21 protein-coding genes are annotated in these 21,622 nt (G+C 65.9%); 12 read left to right on the top strand and 9 right to left on the bottom strand.

Going from position 1 to position 21,622, the window contains the following annotated elements; genetic code table 11:
• Positions 1-26: 26 nt before the first annotated feature.
• Positions 27-845 (top strand): shikimate 5-dehydrogenase, encoded by an 819-nt coding sequence (locus tag FXN65_RS06640; protein ID WP_151132294.1) that lies wholly within the window; start codon positions 27-29, stop codon positions 843-845.
• A gap of 82 nt (positions 846-927) precedes the next feature.
• Here FXN65_RS06640 and FXN65_RS06645 read toward each other — a convergent pair whose 3' ends face one another.
• The 8 genes from FXN65_RS06645 to FXN65_RS06680 form a co-directional block, all read right to left on the bottom strand.
• Positions 928-1,404 carry a MarR family winged helix-turn-helix transcriptional regulator gene (locus FXN65_RS06645; protein ID WP_151132295.1) on the bottom strand — a complete coding sequence of 159 codons (477 nt, stop codon included), beginning with the start codon at positions 1,402-1,404 and terminating at the stop codon, positions 928-930.
• 131 nt (positions 1,405-1,535) lie between these two features.
• Positions 1,536-3,077 (bottom strand): methyl-accepting chemotaxis protein, encoded by a 1,542-nt coding sequence (locus FXN65_RS06650; RefSeq protein ID WP_151132296.1) that lies wholly within the window; start codon positions 3,075-3,077, stop codon positions 1,536-1,538.
• A 13-nt stretch (positions 3,078-3,090) separates the two neighbouring features.
• On the bottom strand, positions 3,091-3,858 hold the full coding sequence (locus tag FXN65_RS06655) for a class II aldolase/adducin family protein (RefSeq protein ID WP_151132297.1): 768 nt from the start codon (positions 3,856-3,858) through the stop codon (positions 3,091-3,093).
• A gap of 14 nt (positions 3,859-3,872) precedes the next feature.
• Positions 3,873-4,859, bottom strand: coding sequence for a ketopantoate reductase family protein (locus FXN65_RS06660; protein ID WP_151132298.1), 987 nt, complete (start codon positions 4,857-4,859; stop codon positions 3,873-3,875).
• 48 nt (positions 4,860-4,907) lie between these two features.
• The gene (locus FXN65_RS06665) at positions 4,908-5,693 is read right to left on the bottom strand and encodes an ABC transporter ATP-binding protein (protein ID WP_394351297.1); all 786 of its coding nucleotides are present in this window, start codon (positions 5,691-5,693) and stop codon (positions 4,908-4,910) included.
• A 5-nt stretch (positions 5,694-5,698) separates the two neighbouring features.
• The gene (locus FXN65_RS06670; protein WP_151132300.1) at positions 5,699-7,498 is read right to left on the bottom strand and encodes a branched-chain amino acid ABC transporter ATP-binding protein/permease; all 1,800 of its coding nucleotides are present in this window, start codon (positions 7,496-7,498) and stop codon (positions 5,699-5,701) included.
• Positions 7,495-8,532 carry a branched-chain amino acid ABC transporter permease gene (locus tag FXN65_RS06675; protein WP_151132301.1) on the bottom strand — a complete coding sequence of 346 codons (1,038 nt, stop codon included), beginning with the start codon at positions 8,530-8,532 and terminating at the stop codon, positions 7,495-7,497. Before FXN65_RS06675 ends, FXN65_RS06670 begins: the two co-directional genes overlap by 4 nt.
• A gap of 161 nt (positions 8,533-8,693) precedes the next feature.
• A complete protein-coding gene (locus FXN65_RS06680; protein ID WP_151132302.1) occupies positions 8,694-9,845 on the bottom strand; it encodes an ABC transporter substrate-binding protein in 1,152 nt (383 codons plus the stop codon).
• A gap of 735 nt (positions 9,846-10,580) precedes the next feature.
• On the opposite strand from FXN65_RS06680, the gene FXN65_RS06685 reads away from it, so the two are divergent.
• From FXN65_RS06685 to FXN65_RS06735, 11 genes are all read left to right on the top strand, one after another.
• Positions 10,581-11,693 carry an amidase gene (locus FXN65_RS06685; protein ID WP_151132303.1) on the top strand — a complete coding sequence of 371 codons (1,113 nt, stop codon included), beginning with the start codon at positions 10,581-10,583 and terminating at the stop codon, positions 11,691-11,693.
• Between the two features lie 25 nt (positions 11,694-11,718).
• Positions 11,719-12,891: an acyl-CoA dehydrogenase family protein gene (locus FXN65_RS06690; RefSeq protein ID WP_151132304.1), complete on the top strand. Its 1,173-nt coding sequence runs from the start codon at positions 11,719-11,721 to the stop codon at positions 12,889-12,891.
• A 27-nt stretch (positions 12,892-12,918) separates the two neighbouring features.
• The gene (locus tag FXN65_RS06695) at positions 12,919-13,281 is read left to right on the top strand and encodes an IacB protein (RefSeq protein WP_151132305.1); all 363 of its coding nucleotides are present in this window, start codon (positions 12,919-12,921) and stop codon (positions 13,279-13,281) included.
• Positions 13,282-13,286: 5 nt separating this feature from the next.
• The gene (locus tag FXN65_RS06700; protein ID WP_151132306.1) at positions 13,287-13,802 is read left to right on the top strand and encodes a nuclear transport factor 2 family protein; all 516 of its coding nucleotides are present in this window, start codon (positions 13,287-13,289) and stop codon (positions 13,800-13,802) included.
• A 147-nt stretch (positions 13,803-13,949) separates the two neighbouring features.
• The gene (locus tag FXN65_RS06705; protein WP_151132307.1) at positions 13,950-15,224 is read left to right on the top strand and encodes an aromatic ring-hydroxylating oxygenase subunit alpha; all 1,275 of its coding nucleotides are present in this window, start codon (positions 13,950-13,952) and stop codon (positions 15,222-15,224) included.
• Positions 15,225-15,312: 88 nt separating this feature from the next.
• Positions 15,313-15,789: an aromatic-ring-hydroxylating dioxygenase subunit beta gene (locus FXN65_RS06710; protein ID WP_151132308.1), complete on the top strand. Its 477-nt coding sequence runs from the start codon at positions 15,313-15,315 to the stop codon at positions 15,787-15,789.
• 10 nt (positions 15,790-15,799) lie between these two features.
• Positions 15,800-16,540: an SDR family NAD(P)-dependent oxidoreductase gene (locus tag FXN65_RS06715; protein ID WP_151132309.1), complete on the top strand. Its 741-nt coding sequence runs from the start codon at positions 15,800-15,802 to the stop codon at positions 16,538-16,540.
• 223 nt (positions 16,541-16,763) lie between these two features.
• Positions 16,764-17,723, top strand: coding sequence for a PDR/VanB family oxidoreductase (locus tag FXN65_RS06720; RefSeq protein ID WP_151132310.1), 960 nt, complete (start codon positions 16,764-16,766; stop codon positions 17,721-17,723).
• Positions 17,724-17,742: 19 nt separating this feature from the next.
• Entirely contained in the window at positions 17,743-18,243 is a 501-nt protein-coding gene (locus tag FXN65_RS06725; RefSeq protein WP_044875149.1) for a flavin reductase, read from the top strand.
• A 274-nt stretch (positions 18,244-18,517) separates the two neighbouring features.
• Positions 18,518-19,795: an OprD family porin gene (locus tag FXN65_RS06730; protein WP_151132311.1), complete on the top strand. Its 1,278-nt coding sequence runs from the start codon at positions 18,518-18,520 to the stop codon at positions 19,793-19,795.
• A 59-nt stretch (positions 19,796-19,854) separates the two neighbouring features.
• Complete coding sequence (locus tag FXN65_RS06735) at positions 19,855-20,478, top strand: NIPSNAP family protein (protein WP_151132312.1); 624 nt, start codon at positions 19,855-19,857, stop codon at positions 20,476-20,478.
• 253 nt (positions 20,479-20,731) lie between these two features.
• Here the strand turns inward: FXN65_RS06735 and FXN65_RS06740 are convergent, their stop codons facing one another.
• The gene (locus FXN65_RS06740; protein WP_151132313.1) at positions 20,732-21,616 is read right to left on the bottom strand and encodes a LysR family transcriptional regulator; all 885 of its coding nucleotides are present in this window, start codon (positions 21,614-21,616) and stop codon (positions 20,732-20,734) included.
• Positions 21,617-21,622 lie beyond the last annotated feature (6 nt).

The raw sequence follows: 21,622 nt of genomic DNA on the forward strand, positions 1-21,622 counted from the left end.
CAAGGTTATTGATCGGAGATTTACCCATGCCCCGCCCCATCAGCCGAGACACCCGGCTCTGCATGTCGCTGTCCGGCCGTCCCGGCAATTTCGGCACGCGCTTTCACAACTACCTCTACGAAGCCCTCGACCTGGACTTCGTCTACAAGGCCTTCACCACCACCGATCTGCCGGCGGCCATCGGCGGCATTCGCGCCCTGGGCATTCGCGGTTGCGCGGTGTCCATGCCGTTCAAGGAGGCCTGCATCCCATTGCTGGACGAACTGGATACCTCGGCTTCGGCCATCGACTCGGTCAACACCATCGTCGCCGACGACGGCCGGCTGAGGGGCTACAACACCGACTACAGCGCCGTGGCCAGCCTGCTGGCGAGCCACGCCGTACCACGGGACATCCGTTTTGTGGTGCGCGGCAGCGGCGGCATGGCCAAGGCCGTGGCCAGCGCCTTTCGCGACAGCGGTTACCGCCACGGCACGATAGTCGCTCGCAACCCGCAGACCGGCCCGGCGCTGGCCCGGGGCTGTGGATATGCATGGCTGGCGGAGCTGGGCGACGAGGAGCCGCAGATGCTGGTCAACGTCACCCCGCTGGGCATGGAAGGCGGCCCGGATGCCGACGCCCTGGCCTTCACCCGCGAACAGGTAGCGGCGACAGACTGGGTTTTCGACGTGGTGGCGCTGCCGGTGGAAACCCCACTGATCCTTCTGGCCCGTGAGCTGGGCAAGCCGGTGATCACGGGTGCCGAAGTCATAGTGCTGCAGGCGGTGGAGCAGTTCGTGCTCTACACAGGCGTGAGGCCGGAGGCGGAACTGATAGAGAAAGCGGCGGAGTTCGCGCGAGGTTAGGGCGGGGAAGCGGGTATTTTGTGGGAGCGAACTTATTCGCGAATGAATTCGCTCCCACAGAAGGGAAGGGGCCTTGTGGCTCTCAACCCTCCGGCAGATTCGCGTAGATCTTTTCCAGCGTGCCGTTGAGCTTGGCGATCTGGGCTTCGGTGAGGTCCTTGAAGCTGTTGGTGAAGATGTGCGCGGTGTTCACCTGGATCTCTTCCACCATGTGCCGGCCCTTGTCGGTGATGGTCACCTGGGTCACCCGGCCATCGTTGCTGCACGGGGCGGTGTCCACCAGGCCGTCTTCCTTCATGCGGTAGACGATCTTGGTAACGGTGGAGAGCTTGGCGATGGCGTGCTCGGAGATTTCCGAGATGCTCGACTGGCCGTTCTCCTTGAGGATGAAGAGGATGCGCCAGCGCGGGATGTCCAGGTCGATCTTCTTCAGGGTCTTTTCCATGGCCATGTTGTAGCGGCCATAGACGCGGGCGATCCAGTAGAAGGGGAACTCCTCCTTCTTGAAATCGTCGCTGGCGGGGTTGTAACGGTTGAGGCGCTTTTTCGGGGTGCTCATGCGAGTGGTGCAAGGTTCCTGCTGACAGGGGGAGAGTTATAGGGGGTTGCGCGTGGGCTGTCGACAGCCATATGACGCAACCTTGACCCCAATCAGCACCCGTCGGCTGCCGCGAGGGCAGCCGGCGGTGCTCAGCCGTGCAGGAACCGCTGGGCCAGGTCGAGCTGGGAGCGGGCCAGCTGGTGCAGCTCCTGGCCGATCTGGGTACTGCGCTGGGCCTGGCCGGCGCTCTGTTCGGCGAGGCCGGCGATCCGCGCGATCTGCCGGCTGATCTCCTCGGCCACCTGGCCTTGCTGCTCGATGGCGGTAGCCATCTGCAGGCTCATGCCGCTGATCTGGCCCACTTCGCCGCTGATGCGCCGCAGGGATTCGCGCACCTGTTCCACGTCGGTGGTGGACTGCTGCGCGGCCTGTTCGCCCCGTTGCGCCGTGGCCAGGGCCTGGGCGCTGCCGTTGCGCAGGCGCTCGATGGACTGCTGGATCTGGCCGGTGGAGTCGCGGGTCCGCGAGGCGAGGGTGCGCACCTCGTCGGCCACCACGGCGAAGCCCCGGCCGGACTCCCCGGCTCGCGCCGCCTCGATCGCCGCGTTCAGCGCCAGCAGGTTGGTCTGCTCGGCGATGCTCTGGATCACCTCGGCTATGCCGCTGATGGACTCGATGGATTCGGCCAACTGGCCCACCGCCATGCCGATGTCCTCCACGGAGCCGTGCAGGGTCTGCATCGAGGCCTGGCTCTGGCCGGCCAGGCGGTCGCCATCCCGTGCCAGCTCGTCCACCGCCTGGGTGGCCTGGGCGCTGTGCTGGAGGTTGCGCGACAGTTCGTGGATGGTGCTGCTCATCTGCTGGATGGCCGCCGCCGACTGCTCGGTTTCCTCCAGCTGGCGCTCCAGCTGGCCGGCCTCGCTGGCCACCAGCTCCGAGGATTCCCCGGCGCGGCTGCGCAGGATGTCGCCGTTGATGTGGATGCGCGCCATCACCGTGCGCAAACGCAGCTGCAAGCTGCCCATGGCCATGTCCAGCAGGGCGTCGGCACCACCGCGCTGGCTGTAGGCCGGTGCCAGCAGCGGGTCGCTGTAGACCTGTGGATGACTCGCCAGGCCCCGAATCACGCCGCGTTGGCGTACATGGGCGGCCTGCAGGCTGATGGCTCCAGTCCCGACGAGCAGGGCCAGGCCGAGACGGCCGTCGAGCTCCCCGGCCAGGGTTGCGCCGACCAGCAGCAGGCCACCGAGTGCCGCGACGCTGTGTTCGCCCAGCAGGCGCAGCGCCCGTGTCGCGGCCGGTTCGGCCGGCTTGCCCTGGCGCAGGCGCGCATAGAGGGCGTCGGCGCGCAGGCAGGTGGCGCGGTCCATGGGGTGGTAGACGGTGCCCAGGGCCACCAGCTGACCGCCCTCGAACAGTGGCACCACATAGAGGTCGCTCCAGAAGGTGCCGCCCTCGCGGTGGCGGCCCATCAGCGGGCCGTTCCAGGGCACCCCGGCGCGCAGGGTGCGCCACATGCCGTCCAGCACAAGGGGTGGCATGCCCGGGTGGTTGATCAGGTCGTAGCCCTTGCCCAGCAGTTCCTCGCGGCTGTAGCCGCAGAGGTCCAGGTAGGCGTCGTTGCAGGCCAGCACCCGGCCTTCCGGGTCCAGGCGGGAAATGGGCGGTTCGGTGAAGTCCGTCAGGCTCATCAGGGGCGCTCCATCACCAGTCCAGGCTGCGGCCGGCGCGCATCTTGCGCACCATGGCGTCGAAGAACTTGGTGGCGAAGCCGCTCTCGCGGATCAGCATGGCGGTGAGGTCGGTGCACTTCTGCTGGATGGCCAGCGGCAGCGGGTTGTCCTCGCCACCGAGGGCGCCGGCGGCGCACTGGATCTCCGCCGCGCGCTGCACCGTCCAGAGCAGGAAGAAGGTCTTGGCGATGCTGCTCTCGCCCACCGCGATGCCGTGGTTGCGCAGCACCAGGATGTGCTTGTCGCCGAGGCTTTCGAGCATGCGTCCCTTCTCGTCCTCGAACAGGGTGATGCCTTCGAACTCGTGGTAGCCGATGCGGCCATACAGCTGCGCGCCGTAGAAGTCGTCGTGGGCGAAGCCCTTTTTCTTCTGGACGATGGCCGAGATGGGGGTGGTGTGGGTGTGGATCAGGCAGTGGATGTCGTCGCGGGCGCCGTGCACCGCGCTGTGCAGGGCGAAGCCGGCGGGGTTGGCGTCGTAGGGCGAGTCCTCCAGCTTGTGGCCGTCGAGGTCCACCTTGAGCAGGTTGGCCGGGGTGACTTCGCTGTAGTTGAGGCCGAAGGGGTTCACCAGATAGTGGTGGGCCGGCCCCGGCAGGCGCGCGGAAATGTGGTTGAAGATGGTCTCCGTCCAGCCGAAGAAATCCACCAGGTGGTAGCAGTGGGCGAGCTGCACGCGCAGCGCCCATTCTTCGTCGCTGCAGTGGCGGGGTTGCTGGGTTGGGGCAAGGGCGTTCATCTGGACTCTCCGATTCAGGGGCGGGGCTGGGCGCCGCGAAAGCGCGCCAGCGCGATCAGGTGGCGGGTGACAGGCATGGGCAGGTCAAGGCGATCGGCCAGTTCCAGCACCGCGTCGCCGATGGCGGCCAGCTCCAGGGGCCGGCCCTTGTCGTAGTCCTGGAGCATCGAGGTGCGTACCGGGCCCATGCCGGCGCCCAGGTCCAGGAAGGTCTGTGGATCGATGTCGATGCGCGCGCCGTAGGCGGCGGCGGTGAGCAGCGCCTCGCGCAGGCAGGCACCGGCCAGTTCGCGCAACCCGGGCTGGCCGTAGAGCTGCTCCAGGGTGGCGCCGCTGACCACCGAGAGCGGGTTGGAGCTGAGGTTGGCGATGGCCTTGGTCCACACCGAGTCGCGGATGCGCTCGCTGGCGCGGGCCTCGATGCCGGCGGATTCCACCAGTTCGCGCAGGTGTCGGAGGCGCGGGGAGAGGCGGTTGTCCGGCTCGCCGAAGATCATCAGGTGGGGGTTCTGCGCCTCGGCCACGGCGGGGGCCGGGCACTGCGCGGTGATGAACACCACGCAACCGATCACCCGCGCCAGGTCGAGGCCTTCGGCGAGGGCACCGTCCGGGTCCACGGCGTGGATGCGCTGGCCGGCGAAGCGGCCTTCCAGGCCGTGGAAGTACCACCAGGGCAGGCCGTTGACCACCGGCACCACCAGGCTGTCGGCCTGCAGCAGGGGCTGGATGTCGGCCACCAGGGCGGGCAGGGCGTCGGCCTTGGCGCAGAGGAAGACGATGTCCTGGGGCCCCAGGTCGGCGGCGCGGTCGCTGGCCGGCACGCGCACGAAGTGATGGCCGTCCAGGTCATCGAGGTGGATGCCATCCTGGCGGATGGCGGCGAGGGTGGCGCCACGGGCGAGCACGCTCACCGGGTGGCCGGCGTCGGCCAGGCGCGCGGCGAGGGTGCAGCCGATGGCACCCGCCCCGGCGATGCAGATGCGGCTGGGGAAAGATGTCATGTGGGTCCTCCTTGGACGGTGGCCCGGCCTGGCGGCCGGGCCGGGGGATCATCCGGCGAGCATCTCCTGGTGCTTGCTCGCCAGGCCCAGGTAGGCCTCGATCACGCGCGGGTCGTCGGCCAACTGGGCGGCGGGGCCCTGCATGGCGATCTGGCCGGTTTCCAGCACATAGGCGTAGTCGGCCACCCGCAGGGCGGCGCGGGCGTTCTGCTCCACCAGCAGGATCGACACCCCCTGCTGGCGCAGGGTGCTGATGATGCGGAAGATCTCGCGGGTGATCAGCGGCGCCAGACCCAGGCTCGGCTCGTCGAGCATCAGCAGCCTGGGCTTGGCCATCAGCGCGCGGCCCACGGCGAGCATCTGCCGCTCGCCGCCGGAGAGGGTGGCGGCCATCTGGTCGCGGCGCTCCTTCAGGCGCGGGAACAGGGTGTAGACCTCGTCCAGGGTGTCGGCGTGGTCGCGCTTGCCGCTGCGGTGGCGCTGGAAGGCGCCCAGCAGCAAGTTGTCGGCGACCGTCATGCTGCCGAACAGCTCGCGCTTCTCCGGCACCAGGCCGAGCCCGCGGGCGACCATCACTTCCACTTCCGGCACCGCTTCCAGGCTGCCGTCGAAGGCCACCCGGCCACGGGAACCGAGCACCCCCATGATGGCCGAGAGCAGGGTGGTCTTGCCGGCGCCGTTGGGGCCGATCACGGTGACGATCTGCCCCTGGCCGACCCGCAGGCTGGCGTTGGACAGGGCCTCCACCTTGCCGTAGGCGACGGACAGGTCGCTGACTTCCAGCACCGGGCTGGACACCTGGTTCTCAGGCTGCCTGAGGTTCTCTACCTGCATGTTCATCACTCGGCTCCTCCGAGATAGGCTTCCAGCACGGCGGGGTCCTTCTGTACGTCGGCCGGCAGGCCATGGGCGATGCGCTGGCCGAACTCCATCACCACGACCCGGTCCACCAGGCCCATCACGAAGTCCATGTCGTGCTCCACCAGGAGGATCGCCATGCCTTCGCTGCGCAGGCGGCTGAGAAGGATGCCCAGGGCTTCCTTCTCCTTGTGGCGCAGGCCGGCGGCGGGCTCGTCGAGCAGCAGCAGGCAGGGGTTGGCGCACAGGGCGCGGGCGATCTCGAGGATGCGCTGCTGACCCAGGGCCAGGCTGCCGGCCTCCGCGTGCAGGTACTCGCCCAGGCCCACCCGTTCCAGCTGGCGGCGGGCTTCGGCCAGCAGCTCGGCTTCCTCGGTGCGGTCCAGGCGCAGGGCGGCGGCGAGCACGCCCTTGTGGCCGCGCAGGTGGGCGCCGATGGCGACGTTCTCCAGCACGCTCATTTCCGCCAGCAGCTTGACGTGCTGGAAGGTGCGGCTCATGCCCATGCGGGCGATGTCGCGGGAGGGGATGCCGTTGATCTTCTGGCCACGGAACAGCACCTCGCCGGAGGTGGGGGTGTCCACGCCCGAGAGCTGGTTGAACAGGGTGCTCTTGCCGGCCCCGTTGGGGCCGATCAGGGCGAGGATCTCGCCGGCGCGGACCTCCAGGTTCATGTCGTTGTTGGCCACCAGGCCGCCGAAGCGACGGGTCACGTTGCGCGCTTCCAGCAGCACTTCACCGGCGGCCGGCAGTTCGCGGCGCGGAAGCTCGGCGGCGTCTGCCAGGGCCCTGGCGGCCTTGCGCGGCTTCCAGGACTCCGGCACCAGGCGCAGCAGCATGGGCCAGAGGCCGCCCGGGGCACGTTGCATCAGGAGCACGATGATCAGGCCGAAGACGATCACCTCGTAGTTGCCGGTGCTGCCGAAGAGTTGCGGCAGGAGGTCCTGCAGCCACTGCTTGAGCAGGGTCAGCACACCCGAGCCCAGCAGGGCGCCCCAGACGCTGGCCACGCCGCCGATCAGCGCCATGAACAGGTAGTCGATGCCCATGTGCAGGCCGAAAGGCGTGGGGTTCACGAAGCGCTGGGTATGGGCGTAGAGCCAACCGGAGAGGGCGGCGAAGAGGGCGGAGATGAGGAAGATCACCAGCTTGGCGCGGAAGGTGTTCACGCCCATGGATTCGGCCATCAGCTGGCCGCCCTTGAGGGCACGGATGGCGCGGCCTTCACGGGAGTCCAGGAGGTTCTGGGTGATCAGCATGGCGCACAGCAGCACGGCCCAGATCAGGTAATAGATCTCCTCGCCCTTGTCCAGCTGCCAGCCGAACAGGGAGATCGAGGGCAGGCCGCTGACGCCGGTGTGGCCGCCGAGGGACTCCAGGGTGCCGAACAGGTAGTAGAGCGACAGGCCCCAGGCGATGGTGCCCAGCGGCAGGTAGTGGCCGGACAGCTTGAGGGTCAGGGCGCCCAGCAACAGGGCTACCGCGCCGGTGAGCAGCAGGCCCACCAGCAGGGTCAGCCAGGGCGAGGCGCTGGCCCAGGCCAGCCAGCCCGGCAGGTCCTGCACGGTGGTCAGGTAGGCGCTGGTATAGGCACCGAGGCCGACGAAGGCGGCCTGGCCGAAGCTGGTCATGCCGCCGACGCCGGTGAGCAGCACCAGGCCCAGGACCACCAGGGTGTAGAGGCCGATGTAGTTCAACAGGGTGACGTAGAAGGGCGGCAGCACCATCGGCGCGACCGCCAGCACGGCCACCAGGGCAAGGATCAGGTAGCGCGGTTTCATTCATCGTCCTCCAGGTGACGGCTGGTGAGGGAGCGCCAGAGCAGGAAGGGGATGATCAGGGTGAAGACGATGATCTCCTTGTAGGTGCTGGCCCAGAACATCGAGAACGCTTCGATCAGGCCGACGCCCAGGGCCCCCAGGGCCGCCACCGGGTAGCTCACCAGGCCGCCGATGATGGCGCCGACGAAGCCCTTGAGGCTGATGACGAAACCGGAGTCGAAGTACAGGGTCGTGATGGGGGCGATGAGGATGCCCGACAGCGCGCCGATGAAGGTGGCCAGGGCGAAGGTCGCCTTGCCTGCCAGGTTCGGCGAGATGCCCATCAGCCGTGCGCCGAGGCGGTTCACCGCGGTGGCGCGCAGGGCCTTGCCGTAGAGGCTGCGCTCGAAGAACAGGAACAGGCCGATGATCATCGCCAGGGACACCGCGATCACCCACAGGGTCTGGCTGTTGAAGGTCACCGGGCCGAGGGTCAGGCTGGCTTCGGAGAAGGGGGCGGTGCGCGCGCCTTCCGGCCCGAACAGCAGCAGGGCGATGCCCACCATGGCCACGTGTACGGCGATGGAAACGATCAGCAGCATCAGGGAGCTGGCCGAGGCCAGCGGCTGGAACGCCAGGCGATAGATCTGCGGGCCAAGGGGCACTACCAGTGCCAGGGTCAGCAGCGCCTGCAGCGCCATCGGCAGTTCGGCCAGTGGCAGGGTACGCACCAGGCCCACCAGGGCCAGGGCGTAGGCGAGCTTGAGCACGATCCGCCTGGGGAAGCGGAAGCCGCGGTTGGCGCGGGTGGCGTCAAGCAGGTCCATGGCGCAGTCGGCCAGGGTCAGGGCGAGCAGCAGCCAGACCAGGGCGGTGGGCTGGCCGGCCTGCAGGGCGGCCATGGTCAGCGCGCCGTAGGTGACGAATTCGCCCTGGGGGATCAGCAGGATGCGCGTGACGGTGAAGACCAGCAGGATCGACAGGGCCAGCAGCGCGTAGATCGCGCCGTTGGTGATGCCGTCCTGGCCGAGCAGCAGGGCTATCTGGAGATTCATGACGGGAACTCTTGTTGCGGTATGGGGCGCGCGAGGCGCTCAGTTGCGGCCGAGTGCGTACGGTGGATGACGCTTTTTTCATCCACCTTCGGCGTTCGGCCGGGCTCCGCTTGGTGGACATGAAAAGCGATGTCCACCCTACGAGAGCCCGGGCCTGAGGATCAGTTGCGGCCGAGCAGGGTCCAGGTGCCGTTCTTCACCTGGATCAGTTCGCGACCGCGTTCGTCGAAGCCGCTGTGGTCCTCGGGGGTCATGTTGTAGACGCCCTGGGTGGCGGCCACTTCATGGCTGGCTTCCAGGGCGTCGCGCAGGGCCGCGCGGAACTCCGGAGTGCCCGGCTGCGCCTTGGCGGCGGCCTCGGGGATGGCCTTCTGCAGCAGGATGCCGGCGTCGAAGGTGTTGGCGCCGAATGTGGCCGGCTTGCTGCCGTTGAGCTTCTCGTAGGCGGCCACGTATTCGCCGGCGATGGTCTTGGACGGGTGGGTGTCGGGCATCTGGTCGAGCACCAGCATCAGGCTGGCGGCGAGGATGGTGCCTTCCACCTTCTTGCCGCCGAGCTTGAGGAAGTCCGGCAGGGCGGCACCGTGGGTCTGGTACATCTGGCCACGGTAGCCCTGGTCGAACAGGGTGGTCTGCGGGAGCACCGCGGCGCTGCCCGGTGCGGCTACGAGTACGGCGTCGGGGCGGGCGGCGAGGACCTTCAGGCTCTGGCCGGTGACCGAGGTGTCCTGGCGCTGGAAGCGCTCGGTGGCCACCAGCTTGATGCCGTGTTCGGCGGCCATGGCGGCCATCACCTTGGACCAGTTCTCGCCGTAGGGGTCGGCAGTGCCGATGAAGCCCAGGGTCTTCACCCCACGGGCGTTCATGTCCTGCACCAGGGCCTTGGCGATCAGGTCGTCGTTCTGGGTGGTCTTGAACACCCACTTCTTCTGCTCGTTCATCGGCAGCACCACGGCGGCGGTGCCCACCGGGGCCAGCAGCGGCACGCCGGCCTCGGCGGCGAACTGGATCACGCCCATGGCATTCGGCGAACCGCTCGGGCCGATGATGGCGTCGACGTTCTCTTCGCTGATCAGTTTCTTCAGCGCCTTCACGGTGGCGGTGGGGTCGCTGCCGTCATCCAGCTGGATGTAGGTGACCTTCTGCTCGCCGGCCTGGGTGGGCAGCAGCGGCACCGAGTTCTTCTGCGGAATGCCGACCAGGGCGATGGGGCCAGTGGAGGAGGTGATGACGCCGACCTTCACGTCCGCCTGGGCATAGGCGAAGCAGGCGGCACTGAGCAGCAGGGTGGACACGGCTTGTTTGAAGTGCATGACGTACTCCGGGTTGCAAGGCTATTGGAGAGGCAATGATCCGCAGGGCGCGGCTGGCTCCTTCGGGCCGCTGCGCGGATGGCTTGCCGCCTTCTTGTTGTTCTGGCGCCTGTTGGCGCTACCGGCGGGTAACCCGCTCGGCGGGATCAGCAACTGCACCTCCCGTGCCAGAAAAATCCGCGCCGTCCTGGTGCGCGCCCCGTTTCGCCGTCTCGGCGCCTTCCGATCCCGGCCCACGTCCGGGGGCTTCGGCGCCCTTCGCCGGGGCCGCTCCGGGCAGCCCCTGACACCAGACGCCACAGGCCCTCCCATGCCATTCGGAGGGCGCTTTTTTTGGGTGAAAAATAGAGAATTAAAGGCAATAAAAATGCTGTTTTTTGGGGTGAAAAATTCGCGATGAACTGCAAAAAATATGTTCGATAAACGAACAGGAGTACGGACTGTTTCTAAGGGGTGTTTCGCTTCATATAAACGAGAGTGGTTCTCTTTTTGTTCATATATTACTGAAAAATAAGGGTTTTATTTTAAATTTTGAGTGCGTGAAGAATTTTTGCGCTGTTACAAAACTGCACGAAACTGGTGCCCTGATACGTGAAAGTGCACCGAATCTACACACTATTTTTCCAGTGATAATTCAATTGACATTTCACGTAATTCTTCCGATTCTGAATTTACGCAATCGACACCCCGCCCGGGGTGCTCGGGCACCAACAAGAACGCCAATGGGTGATGCAGATGACGATAGTGGTCGAGCGACTGGAGCTGGGTGGCACGGGGCGAACCGTGATGGTGAAAGACACCATCGATATCGCCGGCCACCCGACCCGCGCTTCCAGTCGTGCGCTGGAGGAAGCGCCCGACGCCGAGCGCCATGCCGACGTGGTCCAGGCCCTGCTGGACGCCGGCTGCCGCATCATTGGCAAGACCAGCCTGCATGAGCTGGCCTTCGGCACCACCGGCCTGAATGCCTGGACCGGCACTGCGGAAAATCCGCGTTATCCCGGCCGCATTCCCGGCGGTTCTTCCAGTGGATCGGCCGCTGCCGTGGCCGCCGGACTCTGCGACTTCTCCCTGGGCACCGATACCGGTGGCTCGGTACGCGTGCCTGCTGCTTGTTGCGGTGTGTTCGGCCTGAAACCCACCTTTGGCCGCGTCAGCCGTGCCGGCGTGATGCCGGCCGAGACAACCCTCGATTGCGTGGGGCCCTTCGCCGCCAGCATCGGCCTGCTGATCGAAGCCATGACTGCCATCGATCCTTCCTTCAGTGCGCTGCCCACCGTCAGTGGCATTCGCATCGGCGTCGTGCCGGTGGCGGCCAACCCGGAAGTGCAGGCCGCCCTGGACGCCGTGCTGGAAGCTGCGGATTTCCCCCTGGAAGTCATGCCGCTGCCAGGCATGCAGGCCGCCTATGACGCGGGCCTGGCCATCATCAACCGAGAAACCTGGAACGGCTGTGGTCACCTGGTCGAAACCGGCCTGGTGGGCGCCGACATCGCCGCCCGCCTGCTGGCCGCCAGCAACACCAGCGATGCTGCCCTCGCCGATGCCGAATCAGTACGCGCTGCCTTCACCGCCGAGGTGGATGCCGCCCTGGCGCGCTGCCCCATCCTCGCCCTGCCGACCATGCCGGATTACCCGGCGTTGGTGGCGGATGCCTTTGACACCCGTGCGGCCATCGGCATGACCGCCTTCGTGCGGCCGTTCAATCTCACTGGCCACCCGGCACTGAGCATTCCCTTCGAGGGCGCCTCGAAGCTGCCGGTGGGCCTGCAACTCGTTGCCGCCAAGGGCGCGGACGAACTGTTGCTGGCAGTCGCCCGCGAGCTTGTGCAGCGCCTCGAACAATAACCAAGAAGCCCACCTGGAGAGCCCCATGTCTTCGCTAAGCGAGCTGGATTACCAGCGCCCCACCCCGATTACCGCGAGTGAAGGATTCCAGGCACTGCTCGCCGACATCCGCGAGCGTGCCCGGCGCGAGGAATTCGACCGGCAGAAATTCATTTCCCAGGACGTGATCGAGCGCTTCAAGGAACTCGGCGTCTACCGTGCCCTGGTGCCCACACGCTTCGGCGGCGACCAGCGCTCGCCGATGGAGTTCTGCCAGATGGTGGAAGAGATTTCCGCCGCTGATGGTTCCGCCGGCTGGGTCGCCAGCTTCGGCATGAACCCGGTGTACCTGGCCGCACTGCCGCTGGCGACCCTGGAAAAGGTCTATGCCAACGGCCCGGATGTAGTCTTCGCCGGCGGCATCTTCCCGCCGCAACCGGCCGCCTTCGTCGAGGGCGGACTGGAAGTGAACGGGCGCTGGAAGTTCTCCAGTGGCTGCATGGGCGCCAACCTGATCGGTGTCGGCATCAGCCCGAAGAACGGTGACACCGTCGGCCTGCCGCGCCTGGCCGTGATGCCGCGCGAGAAGGTGAAGATCGAGGAAACCTGGGACGTGATCGGCCTGATCGGCACCGGCAGCCACGATGTGGTGATCGAAGGCGTGGTCGTGCCGGAGGAGTGGACCTTCGTTCGCGGTGGCCCGGCCAATCTCGACGAACCGATGTTCCGCTATCCCTCGCTGTCCTTCGCCACCCAGGTGCTCTCGGTGGTCGGCCTGGGCGTTGCCCGCGCCGCCCTGGATTACCTCTCCGGCATGGCCACTGGCCGTTTCTCCGTCACCGGTGCCCCGGCTCTGGCCGACCGCCCGCTGGCGCAGATGCAGATGGCCAAGGCCGAAGCCGAGCTGCGCGCCGCCCGCGCCTGGTTCTTTGAGGCCATGGAAAACGCCTGGGCCACCCTGCTGGCCGGCGACCCGGTGAGCGTGGAGCAGACCAACCTGCTGCGCCTGTCCTCCACCCACGCCACCCGCGTATCCGCCGAAGTGGCGCGCACCGCGCAAATGCTCTCCGGCATGACCGGCGTGTACCGGGACAACCCCCTGTCGCGCTTCGTCAACGACACCCTGGTGGTTACCCAGCACGCGTTCATGGGCGACATGACCTACCAGAACGCCGGCGCGATCTTCTTCGGCAACAAGCCGCTACCCGGCTACCTGTGAATTCCAACTGACTGATCGGTGATTGTGATGAGCGATAAGAAAGCCCTGCGCGTCCTGTTCTGCATGGGTATCAACCAGAATTTCTTCGACGCCCCGCGTGAGGAACAACTGCAGGTCTGGGCCGCCTTCAGCGAGATGTGGAACGGCATCCACGACCTGCCCGGCGTGAACGTGTTCGGCAACATGGACGACGACCAGAGCATGGTCGGACCAAGCACCGGCTACCCCTGGACCACCTACCTGCTGGCCGACGTGCCGGACATCGAGACCGTCCACGCCGCCTGCAACCTGTTCCGCACGACCCCGGTGGGCGAGGGCACCTACAAGCTCTGGCGTTACTGCAAGGTCGAGGCCCGCACCGGCCGCGAACTGATCATCCAGCGCGCGTGACCGCCATGAGCCAAGCCCTCGAACAGCGCCTGCGCCAACTGGAAAACGAACACGCCGTGCGCGCCTGCATGAACCGCTACATGGAGCTGTGCGACGCCCTCGACGCCCGCACGCCCCTGGATGAGCTGGCCGGCCTGTTCACCGCCGACGCCGTCTGGGAAGGCAAGGGCGCGAAGTACGCCAAGAGCTTCGGTGGTTACCGGGGCCGCGAGGCGATCCGCGCCATGTTCGCCACCTATATGCCGGAGCCGGCGCACTTCGCCCTGAACGTGCACTTCCTCTGCTCGGAGCTGATCCGTGTCGAGGGCGTGGAAGCCACCGGCAGCTGGGTGATGTTGCAGACCTCCACCTTCGCCAGCGGCGCCTCGCACCTCAACGCGGCGCGCCTGACGGTGAAGTTCCGCGAGGAGGAGGGCGCCTGGCGCATGGCGCATTTCCAGACCGAGAACCTGTTCAGCCGCCCGGTGGAGGCGTGGAACAGCGACGCGCACCTGCCGGTGCCCGAGCGCGACGGGCAATAGGACGACGCGGAATGCAGGAGCGAGGGGGACGCCGAGTTCTTGCTTGCGAAAAAGTGGTATCCGAGGTTCGCGAGCAAGCTCGCTCCTACGGATGCCGCCAACAAGAAATTTGAGTGAGTCGGCGCATTGCGCGGACGAGGAGTGATCGTGACCAACCTGATCGAAACCGTGAACCTGGCCAGCTCGCCGGCCGACCTGGTACTGCACGACCGCGTGCACACCTCCCTCTACACCGACGCCCGCATCTTCGACGAAGAGCTGGAGAAGGTCTTCTACAGCACCTGGATCTGGGTGGCCCACGCCAGCGAGATTCCCGATAACGGCAGCTACAAGAGCACCTACATCGGCAAGCAGCCGGTGATCGTCGTGCGCGACCGCAAGAAGGACGTGCATGTGCTGCTCAACCGTTGCCGCCACCGTGGCGCCACCGTTTGCGAACACAAGAAGGGCAAGGCCAACAGCTTCGTCTGCCCCTACCACGGCTGGAGTTACGCCCTGGACGGCAGCCTGCGCGGCGTGCCGCACCCGGAGAGCTACGCCGACTGCCTGGACAAGGGCGAACTGCCCCTGGTCAGCCTTCGTGTCGAGCAATACAACGGCATGATCTTCGCCACCTTCAAGGACGACATCGAGCCGCTGGTGGACTTCCTCGGCCCGGCCAGGAAGTGGATCGATCTGTTCATGAAGCAGGGCGCCGGCTACGGCGTGAAGGTTTCCGGTGAGCACCGCTTCCGCTTCCCCGGCAACTGGAAGATCCAGCTGGAAAACACCACCGACGCCTACCACTTCCCGCTGGTGCACAAATCCTTCCTGTCCTCGGTGGACGAGCAGACCCTGGAACTCTTCGACTTCGTCGAAGGCCCGGGCTACGTCGAGGATCTCGGCAACGGCCACAGCGTGATGGTGATGATCCCGGACCTCGTGGACCTGGAAGCCGACCTGGACAAACCGATCCCCGAGCGCTTCGAGGCCCTGGCCATCGATCTGCGCGCCGAGGGCATCGAGGAGCAGCAGGTGCGCCGCATCGTCCGTGCCGTGGGCGGCTCGGGCTTCAACCTCAACCTGTTCCCCAACGTGGCCTGCTCCATGGCCTTCTTCCGCGTGCTGCAGCCGATCTCGGTGAACGAGACCGAGATCCACCACGCGGTGATCACCATGGATGGCGGCCCGGCCGTGGCCAACCGCTACCGCCTGCGCCTGCACGAGCACTTCCAGGGCCCCATGGGCTTCGGTACCCCGGACGATTCCGAGGCCTGGGAGCGCGTGCAGAAGGGCGCCCAGGCGGGCACCGACCTCTGGATCATGCTCAACCGCGGCCTGCCCGGCGAGAAGCCGAGCGAGGACGGGCTGATCAGCGACGTGAGCGCCGAGACCGGCATGCGTGCGGCCTATCAGCAGTGGAAAAAGATGATGTCCGCCTGACCCTCATCCGGCGCCTCGCGCCACCTTCTCCCGCGAGCGGGAGAAGGCAAGGGGTTGGCTACGCAACGCACTTTCTAAGAGACGAACCATGAACCTTGAATTGCTCAACCACGTCAGTGCCTTCATCTGGCAGGAAGCGGACATGCTCGACCACGGCGACTTCGACGCCTGGCTGAACCTGTGGACCGAGAAGGGCACCTACATCATCCCGATCGATCCGAACGAGACCGACTTCGAGAACACCCTGAACTACGCCTACGACGACCACCATATGCGTCAGTTGCGCGTGCAGCGCCTGATCGGCGGCGAGTCCATCTCCACCAGCCCACGCGCCCGCACCGTGCGCGCCCTGTCGCGCTTCCGCGTGCTCGGCGAGGAAGACGGCGTGGTGACCGTGCGCTGCGCACAGAACCTGCGGGAGTTCCGCAAGGACGTGCTCAAGCACTACACCGCCGACATCACCTTCCAGCTCAAGCGCGAAGGCGAGGGCTTCAAGATCCAGCGCAAGCTGATCCAGTTGATCAACTCGACCGATACCCTGGCCGGTATCGGCTACATCCTGTAAGGAGCGCGCCATGACCCAGGTAGCACTGGTAACCGGCGCCGCCCAGGGCCTCGGCCTCGCCATCGCCAGCCGTCTCTTCGTTGCCGGTTACGCGGTGGCGATCACCGACCTGTCGCTGGAACGCGCCGAGGCCGCTGCCGACCGGCTCGACCCCAGCGGCGAACGCTGCCTGGCGCTGAAGCTCGACGTGGCCAGCAAGGCTGACTTCGAAGCGGCCCTGACGGCGACCCTGGAGCGCTTCGGCGGCCTGCACGTGGTGGTGAACAACGCCGCCATGACCATGACCACGCCGGTCATGCAGATCAGCCCCGAGGAGTTCGACCGCGTCCTCAGCCTCAACACCCGCAGCGTCTTCGTCGGCTGCCAGGTGTTCGGTGCGCATATGGCGGCGGCCGGTTACGGACGGATCGTCAACATGGCCTCCCTGGCCGGACAGAACGGTGGCACCGCCACGGGCGCGCACTATGCCGCGTCCAAGGGCGCCATCGTCACCCTGACCAAGATCTTCGCCAAGGAGCTGGCGGCCGGCGGCGTCACCGTGAATGCCATCGCGCCGGGGCCGATCGAGTCGCCGGCGGTGCGCGCGGCGGTGCCGGCGGAACGCATGGAAGGGCTGCTGGCCAATATCCCGGTCAAGCGCCTGGGCGATGCCGATTTCCTCGGCGACCTGGTGGTGCAGTTGGCACGTCCGGAAGCTTATTTCACGACCGGGGCGACCTGGGATGTCAACGGTGGGCTGTTCATGCGCTGATCGTCTGTCCAGGGGCGGCTGCGCGTCGGGGAAGCCGCGTTGAAAGTGCCTTCGAAATGCTCATTTACAGTCGTAAATGCCGCTTTCTCAGGCCCTTTCGCCTCGCTTCGACCTGGCTCGCAAGCCCCTGAATCAGACGATTCCAAATGATGTCGTGCGTGCAGTGCGGCAAGTAACAACGAAACAGAACGATCAGCACCCACGAGGGTGCGGGAAGGCCGGTATGAGTGAGCATGTGTTGAATCTGGTGGTCCGCAAGCGGGTGGAGCAGGGCGAGGGTGTAGTGATCCTCGACCTCGCCGACCCGTCGGGCAAACCCCTGCCGGCGTTCGAGGCCGGCGCCCATGTGGATATCCATCTGAAATCCGGCCTGGTGCGCCAGTATTCCCTCTGCGGTGACCCGGCCAATGCCTCCGTCTACCGCCTGGGCGTGCTGCGCGATCCGGCTTCCCGTGGCGGTTCGGTTGCAGTCCACGAACTGCTGCGGGAAGGCAGCGAGGTCGCCATCGGCGCACCGCGCAACCTCTTCCCGCTGGCTACCGGCGCGAGCCGTTCGATCCTCATCGGCGGCGGCATCGGCATTACCCCGATGATCGCCATGGCCCACGAGCTGACCGCGAAGGACAGTGCCTTCGAGCTGCATTACTGCGGCCGCTCGCGCAGCCGCACCGCCTTCCTCGACGAGCTGGCAAATGCCGCCTTCGCCGCCTGCGTGCACACCCATTTCGACGACGAAGACGCCGCACAGAAGCTCGATCTGCCCGCCGTGCTGGGTCAGCCGGCCGACGATGTTCACGTCTATGTCTGCGGCCCGGCCGGGTTCATGGACTGGGTGATCGCCGAGGCGCGCAAGGCCGGTTACGCCGACGATCACATCCACCGCGAGTACTTCCAGGTGGAAGTGGACGCCAGCGGCGAGAGCTTCGAAGTGGTCGCCCAGCGCAGCGGCAAGACCGTGCAGGTGGCCGAGGGTCAGAGCATCGTCGACGCGCTGGCCGGCGTGGGCATCAAGATCGAGATTTCCTGCGAGCAGGGCGTCTGCGGTACCTGTCTGTGCGACGTGCTGGAAGGCGAGCCGGACCACCGCGACGTCTACCTGACCGATGAAGAGAAGGCCGCCAACGACCAGATCCTGGTCTGCTGCTCGCGTGCCAAATCGAAAAAGCTGGTGCTGGACATCTGACAGCGAAAGGGGCAAGACCATGGTCGATACCACTGGATTCCGTAATGCCATGGCGCTGCTGGGCGGCGCCGTTTCCGTCATCACCACCGATGGCGCCGCAGGCCGGTTCGGCTTTACCGCCTCGGCGGTGTGCAGCGTCACCGACCAGCCGCCGACGCTGCTGGTGTGCATGAACCGCTCCTCGTTCGCCAACGGACATTTCAAACAGAACGGCGTGCTCAGCGTGAACGTGCTGACCGCCGAACTGAAGGAAATCTCCGCCGTGTTCGCCAACCGCGAGCTGGACTCCGAGCAGCGCTTCGCCCGCGCCAGCTGGAGCACCCTGGAAAGTGGCTCCCCGCTGCTGGACGACGCCCTGGTGAGCTTCGACTGCCGCATCGCCCAGGCCCATGAAGTGGGTTCGCACACCATCTTCTACTGCGAGGTGCTGGGGATCGTTCATGGCAAGAACCAGGAAGGCCTGGTGTATTTCAACCGCGCCTACCACCGCCTGGGAGACGCCTCGCGCTCGGCGTGCTGATCCGGGGGCGGTGGGCTGAAGCCCACCGATGAAAGAATTCCGGAGTCAATCCGGAATAATGAATGAAGTTGTATTTCATCCGTTCTGACGATGTACCCATAACTAGAAATCGAGGGCGCCTGTACATGTTCGGGTGGCGGGCCTTGCTACGACCTTTTTGCAGTAAGTGGTTATAAAAACAATAGGTGGATTAACTGCCGAAGTTGTTCTTTTCGTTAATTAATCTGCTCCCACTCTATGTGCATTGCGTGCACATGTAATAAGGATCACGTCCATGTTTCAGAAAAGCTGGCTGGCCAGCGGCGTAGCTGCCGCAGGCCTGATGGGAATGCTCATGCCGATGTCTGCCCAGGCGGACTTCGTGAAGGATCGGCAAATCAGCCTTGGCCTGCGCAACTTCTATATCGACCGTGACTTCAAACAGGAAGATGCGCCGAAATCGCGTCTCGGAAGTTGGACCCAGGGTTTCGACTTTCGCGCTATCTCCGGATATACAGAAGGCACTGTGCAGTTCGGTCTGGATGTTTCCGGGCAATATGCTTTCCGCCTCGATGGCGGCGGTGGCCGCGGCCCGGACACCATCATTCCCTACGATGACAGCAAGGGGGAGCAGGCGCACGAATATGGCCGCGCCGCGCTGACCGGCAAGATGCGTTATTCCAAGACCGAACTGAAGGTGGGCGAGCACCGCCCGATGCTGCCGGTGGCCTTCTACGACGACACCCGCCAGTTGATCACCACCTACCACGGCTTCCTGCTGGAATCCCGCGAGGTGGACAAGCTCACCCTCACCGGCGGGCGCTTCACCGAGATCAGCAGCCGCGAATCGTCCGGCCGCGAGAAGATGTACCTGTTCAACGGCCCGGACATCAAACGTCGCAGCGATGGCCTGAACTTCGGGGGCGCCACCTACGCGTTCAGCCCTGCGCTGAATGCCAGCTACTTCTACGGCCAGCTGGAAGACATCTACCAGCAGCACTACCTGGGCGTGACCCACAACGCCGACCTGGGGGGCGGTTACGGCCTGAAGACCGACCTGCGCTACTTCGATAACAGCGAAGACGGCAAGGCGCTCTACGGCGACATCGACAACCACTCCTACGGCGCCATGACCACCCTGCGCAAGGGCGCCCACGCCATCGGCGTCGGCTACCAGCGCATGCTCGGCGAAAGCACCTTCCCGACGCTGAACGGCTTCGCCCCTCAGCCCTACCTGGTTAACTGGTCCACCGTCGGCTTCGTCAAGCCGAACGAAAGTTCCTGGCAGCTGCGCTACGACCTCGACTTCGCCGCCTACGGCGTTCCCGGCCTCAAGCTGATGACCCGCTACCTGCGCGGCACCGGCATCGACCGTGGCAACAACGCCCTGGACCAGAACGTGGAGAGCGAGCGCAACTTCTTCCTCAGCTACGTGGTGCAGAGCGGCCCGCTCAAAGGCGTGGGCTTCGAATGGCGCAACATCGACGTCAAGACCCGCTACGGCGCTGGCAGCGCCTCCGGGCCGGACTACCAGGAGAACCGCCTGATCACCACCTACACCTTCAAGTTCTGAGCCAACGGGGCCGGCCAAGGAGGGGCGGCCCCTTTTTCAAACCTGGCAGCGAGACCCCGATGCGACTCTACGAACTCATCACCTTCACCCTGCGCGTGCGCACCCCGGCTGCGGCCCTGGCGCGCCTGGAATCCACCCTGGCCGAGGCACTGCCGGGGTGCACCCTGGTGGGCTGCTGGGTTTCGGAAATCGGCCCGTTGAACCAGATCGCCGTGCTGCGCGGCTTCACCGACGAGACCGCGCGTCAGGCCGAACGCGAGCGCTACCTGCTGGCGCGGGATGCCTTCGGCATCGAAGAACTCATGCTCGACATGAAGGTGGAGAACTACAGCCTCTTCCCCTTCCTCGAACCCCTGGCGCCGGGCGCCCACGGACCCTTCTACGAACTGCGCGAATACAACCTGATCCCCTCCGGCCTGACGCCGACACTGGACGGCTGGAAGAAGGCCGTCGGGCCGCGCACTGCGGAAGGTTATTCACAGGTCTGCGCGGCCTTCTACGCCACCGATGGCCGCACGCCGCGTTACCTGCACATCTGGCCCTACGCGACCCTGGAACAGCGCCTGGACGTACGCACGCGGGCGGTCGAAGACGGCGTATGGCCGCCAGAGAATTCCGGTCCGCAACTGCGGGAAATGCATTCCACCGTCTACCTGCCGGCGAAGTTCTCACCCTTGCAGTAGCGGCTTTTTTCACGCTTCACCTCAGCCCGTTCCACTCCTTTGCGGGCTTTTTTTCTATGCACGATGGTTGGCCTTGTTGTGGGAGCGAATTCATTCGCGAATAAATTCGCTCCCACAAAGAGCGAACAGGACTGCGCCTGAGATGAGCCCAGAGTCACCCCTCTACCTCCGGGAGAGGGGCCGGGGGTGAGGGCGGTTTGGCTCTGCACGGTGTCGATGCGCCCCCACAGAAATGACCGGCTCACCAGATGAGCTAGCCGATATGCCCCTCTGCCAGCTCTTCGATCAGCGCAAGGCAGTGGGTCAGAGCCGGCGATGCGTCGCCCACGCGGCGGCTGATGATGATGGGCGAGGTGGCCTGGGCTTCCTGCAGGCTGGCATAGCCGATGTCGATGCGGTGCAGCACCTGCACCGAGGCCGGTACCAGGGTGATGCCGATGCCGGCGGCCACCAGGCCGATGGCGGTCTGCAGTTCGTTGGTCCACTGCGCCACCTCGATCTGCAGGCCATAGGCGGCGAACAGGGACAGCACGTGATCGGCGTAGCTTGGCCTGGGGTTGCCCGGATAGAGCACGAAAGGCTCCTGGGCCAGGTCGGTGAGGCTCACGGGACCTGGCAGCAACGGGTGTCCGGCGGGGAGGGCGGCCACCAGCGGGTCGAGGGTGAGCACCTCTTGCTGGATAGCCGGATCGTTGATGTGGATGCGGCCGAAGCCGACGTCGATGCGCCCGGCCTTGAGGGAGTCCACTTGTTGCAGGGTGGTCATCTCGGAAAGGCCCAGCTCCAGGCCGGCGTCGCTGCGCAGGCGGCGGATCAGGTCGGGCAGCACGCCGTACAGGGTGGAGGGGGCGAAGCCGATGCCGAGCCAGGCCTTTTCACCGGACCCAATGCGGCGGGTATTGTCGCAGACCTTGCCCAGCTGCTCGAGCAGGGTGCGGGAATGTTCGTGGAAGAAGCGCCCGGCTTCGGTCAGGCGCAGGGGCCGGCCACGGTCCAGCAGGGCCACTCCCAGCTCCTCTTCGAGCTGCTGGATCTGGCGGCTCAGCGGAGGTTGAGCGATGTGCAGACGTTCCGCGGCGCGGGTGAAGTTGAGGGTTTCGGCGAGCGCCTGGAAGTAGCGAAGGTGGCGAAGCTCCATGGGGAC

The sequence above is a fragment of the Pseudomonas lalkuanensis genome (genome assembly GCF_008807375.1).
Taxonomy (GTDB): Bacteria; Pseudomonadota; Gammaproteobacteria; order Pseudomonadales; family Pseudomonadaceae; genus Metapseudomonas; species Metapseudomonas lalkuanensis.

Coding starts and splice junctions, on each gene's coding strand:
- FXN65_RS06640 (WP_151132294.1), top strand. CDS start 27: ATGCCCCGCCCCATCAGCCGAGACACCCGGCTCTGCATGTCGCTGTCC.
- FXN65_RS06645 (WP_151132295.1), bottom strand. CDS start 1,404: ATGAGCACCCCGAAAAAGCGCCTCAACCGTTACAACCCCGCCAGCGAC.
- FXN65_RS06650 (WP_151132296.1), bottom strand. CDS start 3,077: ATGAGCCTGACGGACTTCACCGAACCGCCCATTTCCCGCCTGGACCCG.
- FXN65_RS06655 (WP_151132297.1), bottom strand. CDS start 3,858: ATGAACGCCCTTGCCCCAACCCAGCAACCCCGCCACTGCAGCGACGAA.
- FXN65_RS06660 (WP_151132298.1), bottom strand. CDS start 4,859: ATGACATCTTTCCCCAGCCGCATCTGCATCGCCGGGGCGGGTGCCATC.
- FXN65_RS06665 (WP_394351297.1), bottom strand. CDS start 5,693: ATGCAGGTAGAGAACCTCAGGCAGCCTGAGAACCAGGTGTCCAGCCCG.
- FXN65_RS06670 (WP_151132300.1), bottom strand. CDS start 7,498: ATGAAACCGCGCTACCTGATCCTTGCCCTGGTGGCCGTGCTGGCGGTC.
- FXN65_RS06675 (WP_151132301.1), bottom strand. CDS start 8,532: ATGAATCTCCAGATAGCCCTGCTGCTCGGCCAGGACGGCATCACCAAC.
- FXN65_RS06680 (WP_151132302.1), bottom strand. CDS start 9,845: ATGCACTTCAAACAAGCCGTGTCCACCCTGCTGCTCAGTGCCGCCTGC.
- FXN65_RS06685 (WP_151132303.1), top strand. CDS start 10,581: ATGACGATAGTGGTCGAGCGACTGGAGCTGGGTGGCACGGGGCGAACC.
- FXN65_RS06690 (WP_151132304.1), top strand. CDS start 11,719: ATGTCTTCGCTAAGCGAGCTGGATTACCAGCGCCCCACCCCGATTACC.
- FXN65_RS06695 (WP_151132305.1), top strand. CDS start 12,919: ATGAGCGATAAGAAAGCCCTGCGCGTCCTGTTCTGCATGGGTATCAAC.
- FXN65_RS06700 (WP_151132306.1), top strand. CDS start 13,287: ATGAGCCAAGCCCTCGAACAGCGCCTGCGCCAACTGGAAAACGAACAC.
- FXN65_RS06710 (WP_151132308.1), top strand. CDS start 15,313: ATGAACCTTGAATTGCTCAACCACGTCAGTGCCTTCATCTGGCAGGAA.
- FXN65_RS06715 (WP_151132309.1), top strand. CDS start 15,800: ATGACCCAGGTAGCACTGGTAACCGGCGCCGCCCAGGGCCTCGGCCTC.
- FXN65_RS06720 (WP_151132310.1), top strand. CDS start 16,764: ATGAGTGAGCATGTGTTGAATCTGGTGGTCCGCAAGCGGGTGGAGCAG.
- FXN65_RS06725 (WP_044875149.1), top strand. CDS start 17,743: ATGGTCGATACCACTGGATTCCGTAATGCCATGGCGCTGCTGGGCGGC.
- FXN65_RS06730 (WP_151132311.1), top strand. CDS start 18,518: ATGTTTCAGAAAAGCTGGCTGGCCAGCGGCGTAGCTGCCGCAGGCCTG.
- FXN65_RS06735 (WP_151132312.1), top strand. CDS start 19,855: ATGCGACTCTACGAACTCATCACCTTCACCCTGCGCGTGCGCACCCCG.
- FXN65_RS06740 (WP_151132313.1), bottom strand. CDS start 21,616: ATGGAGCTTCGCCACCTTCGCTACTTCCAGGCGCTCGCCGAAACCCTC.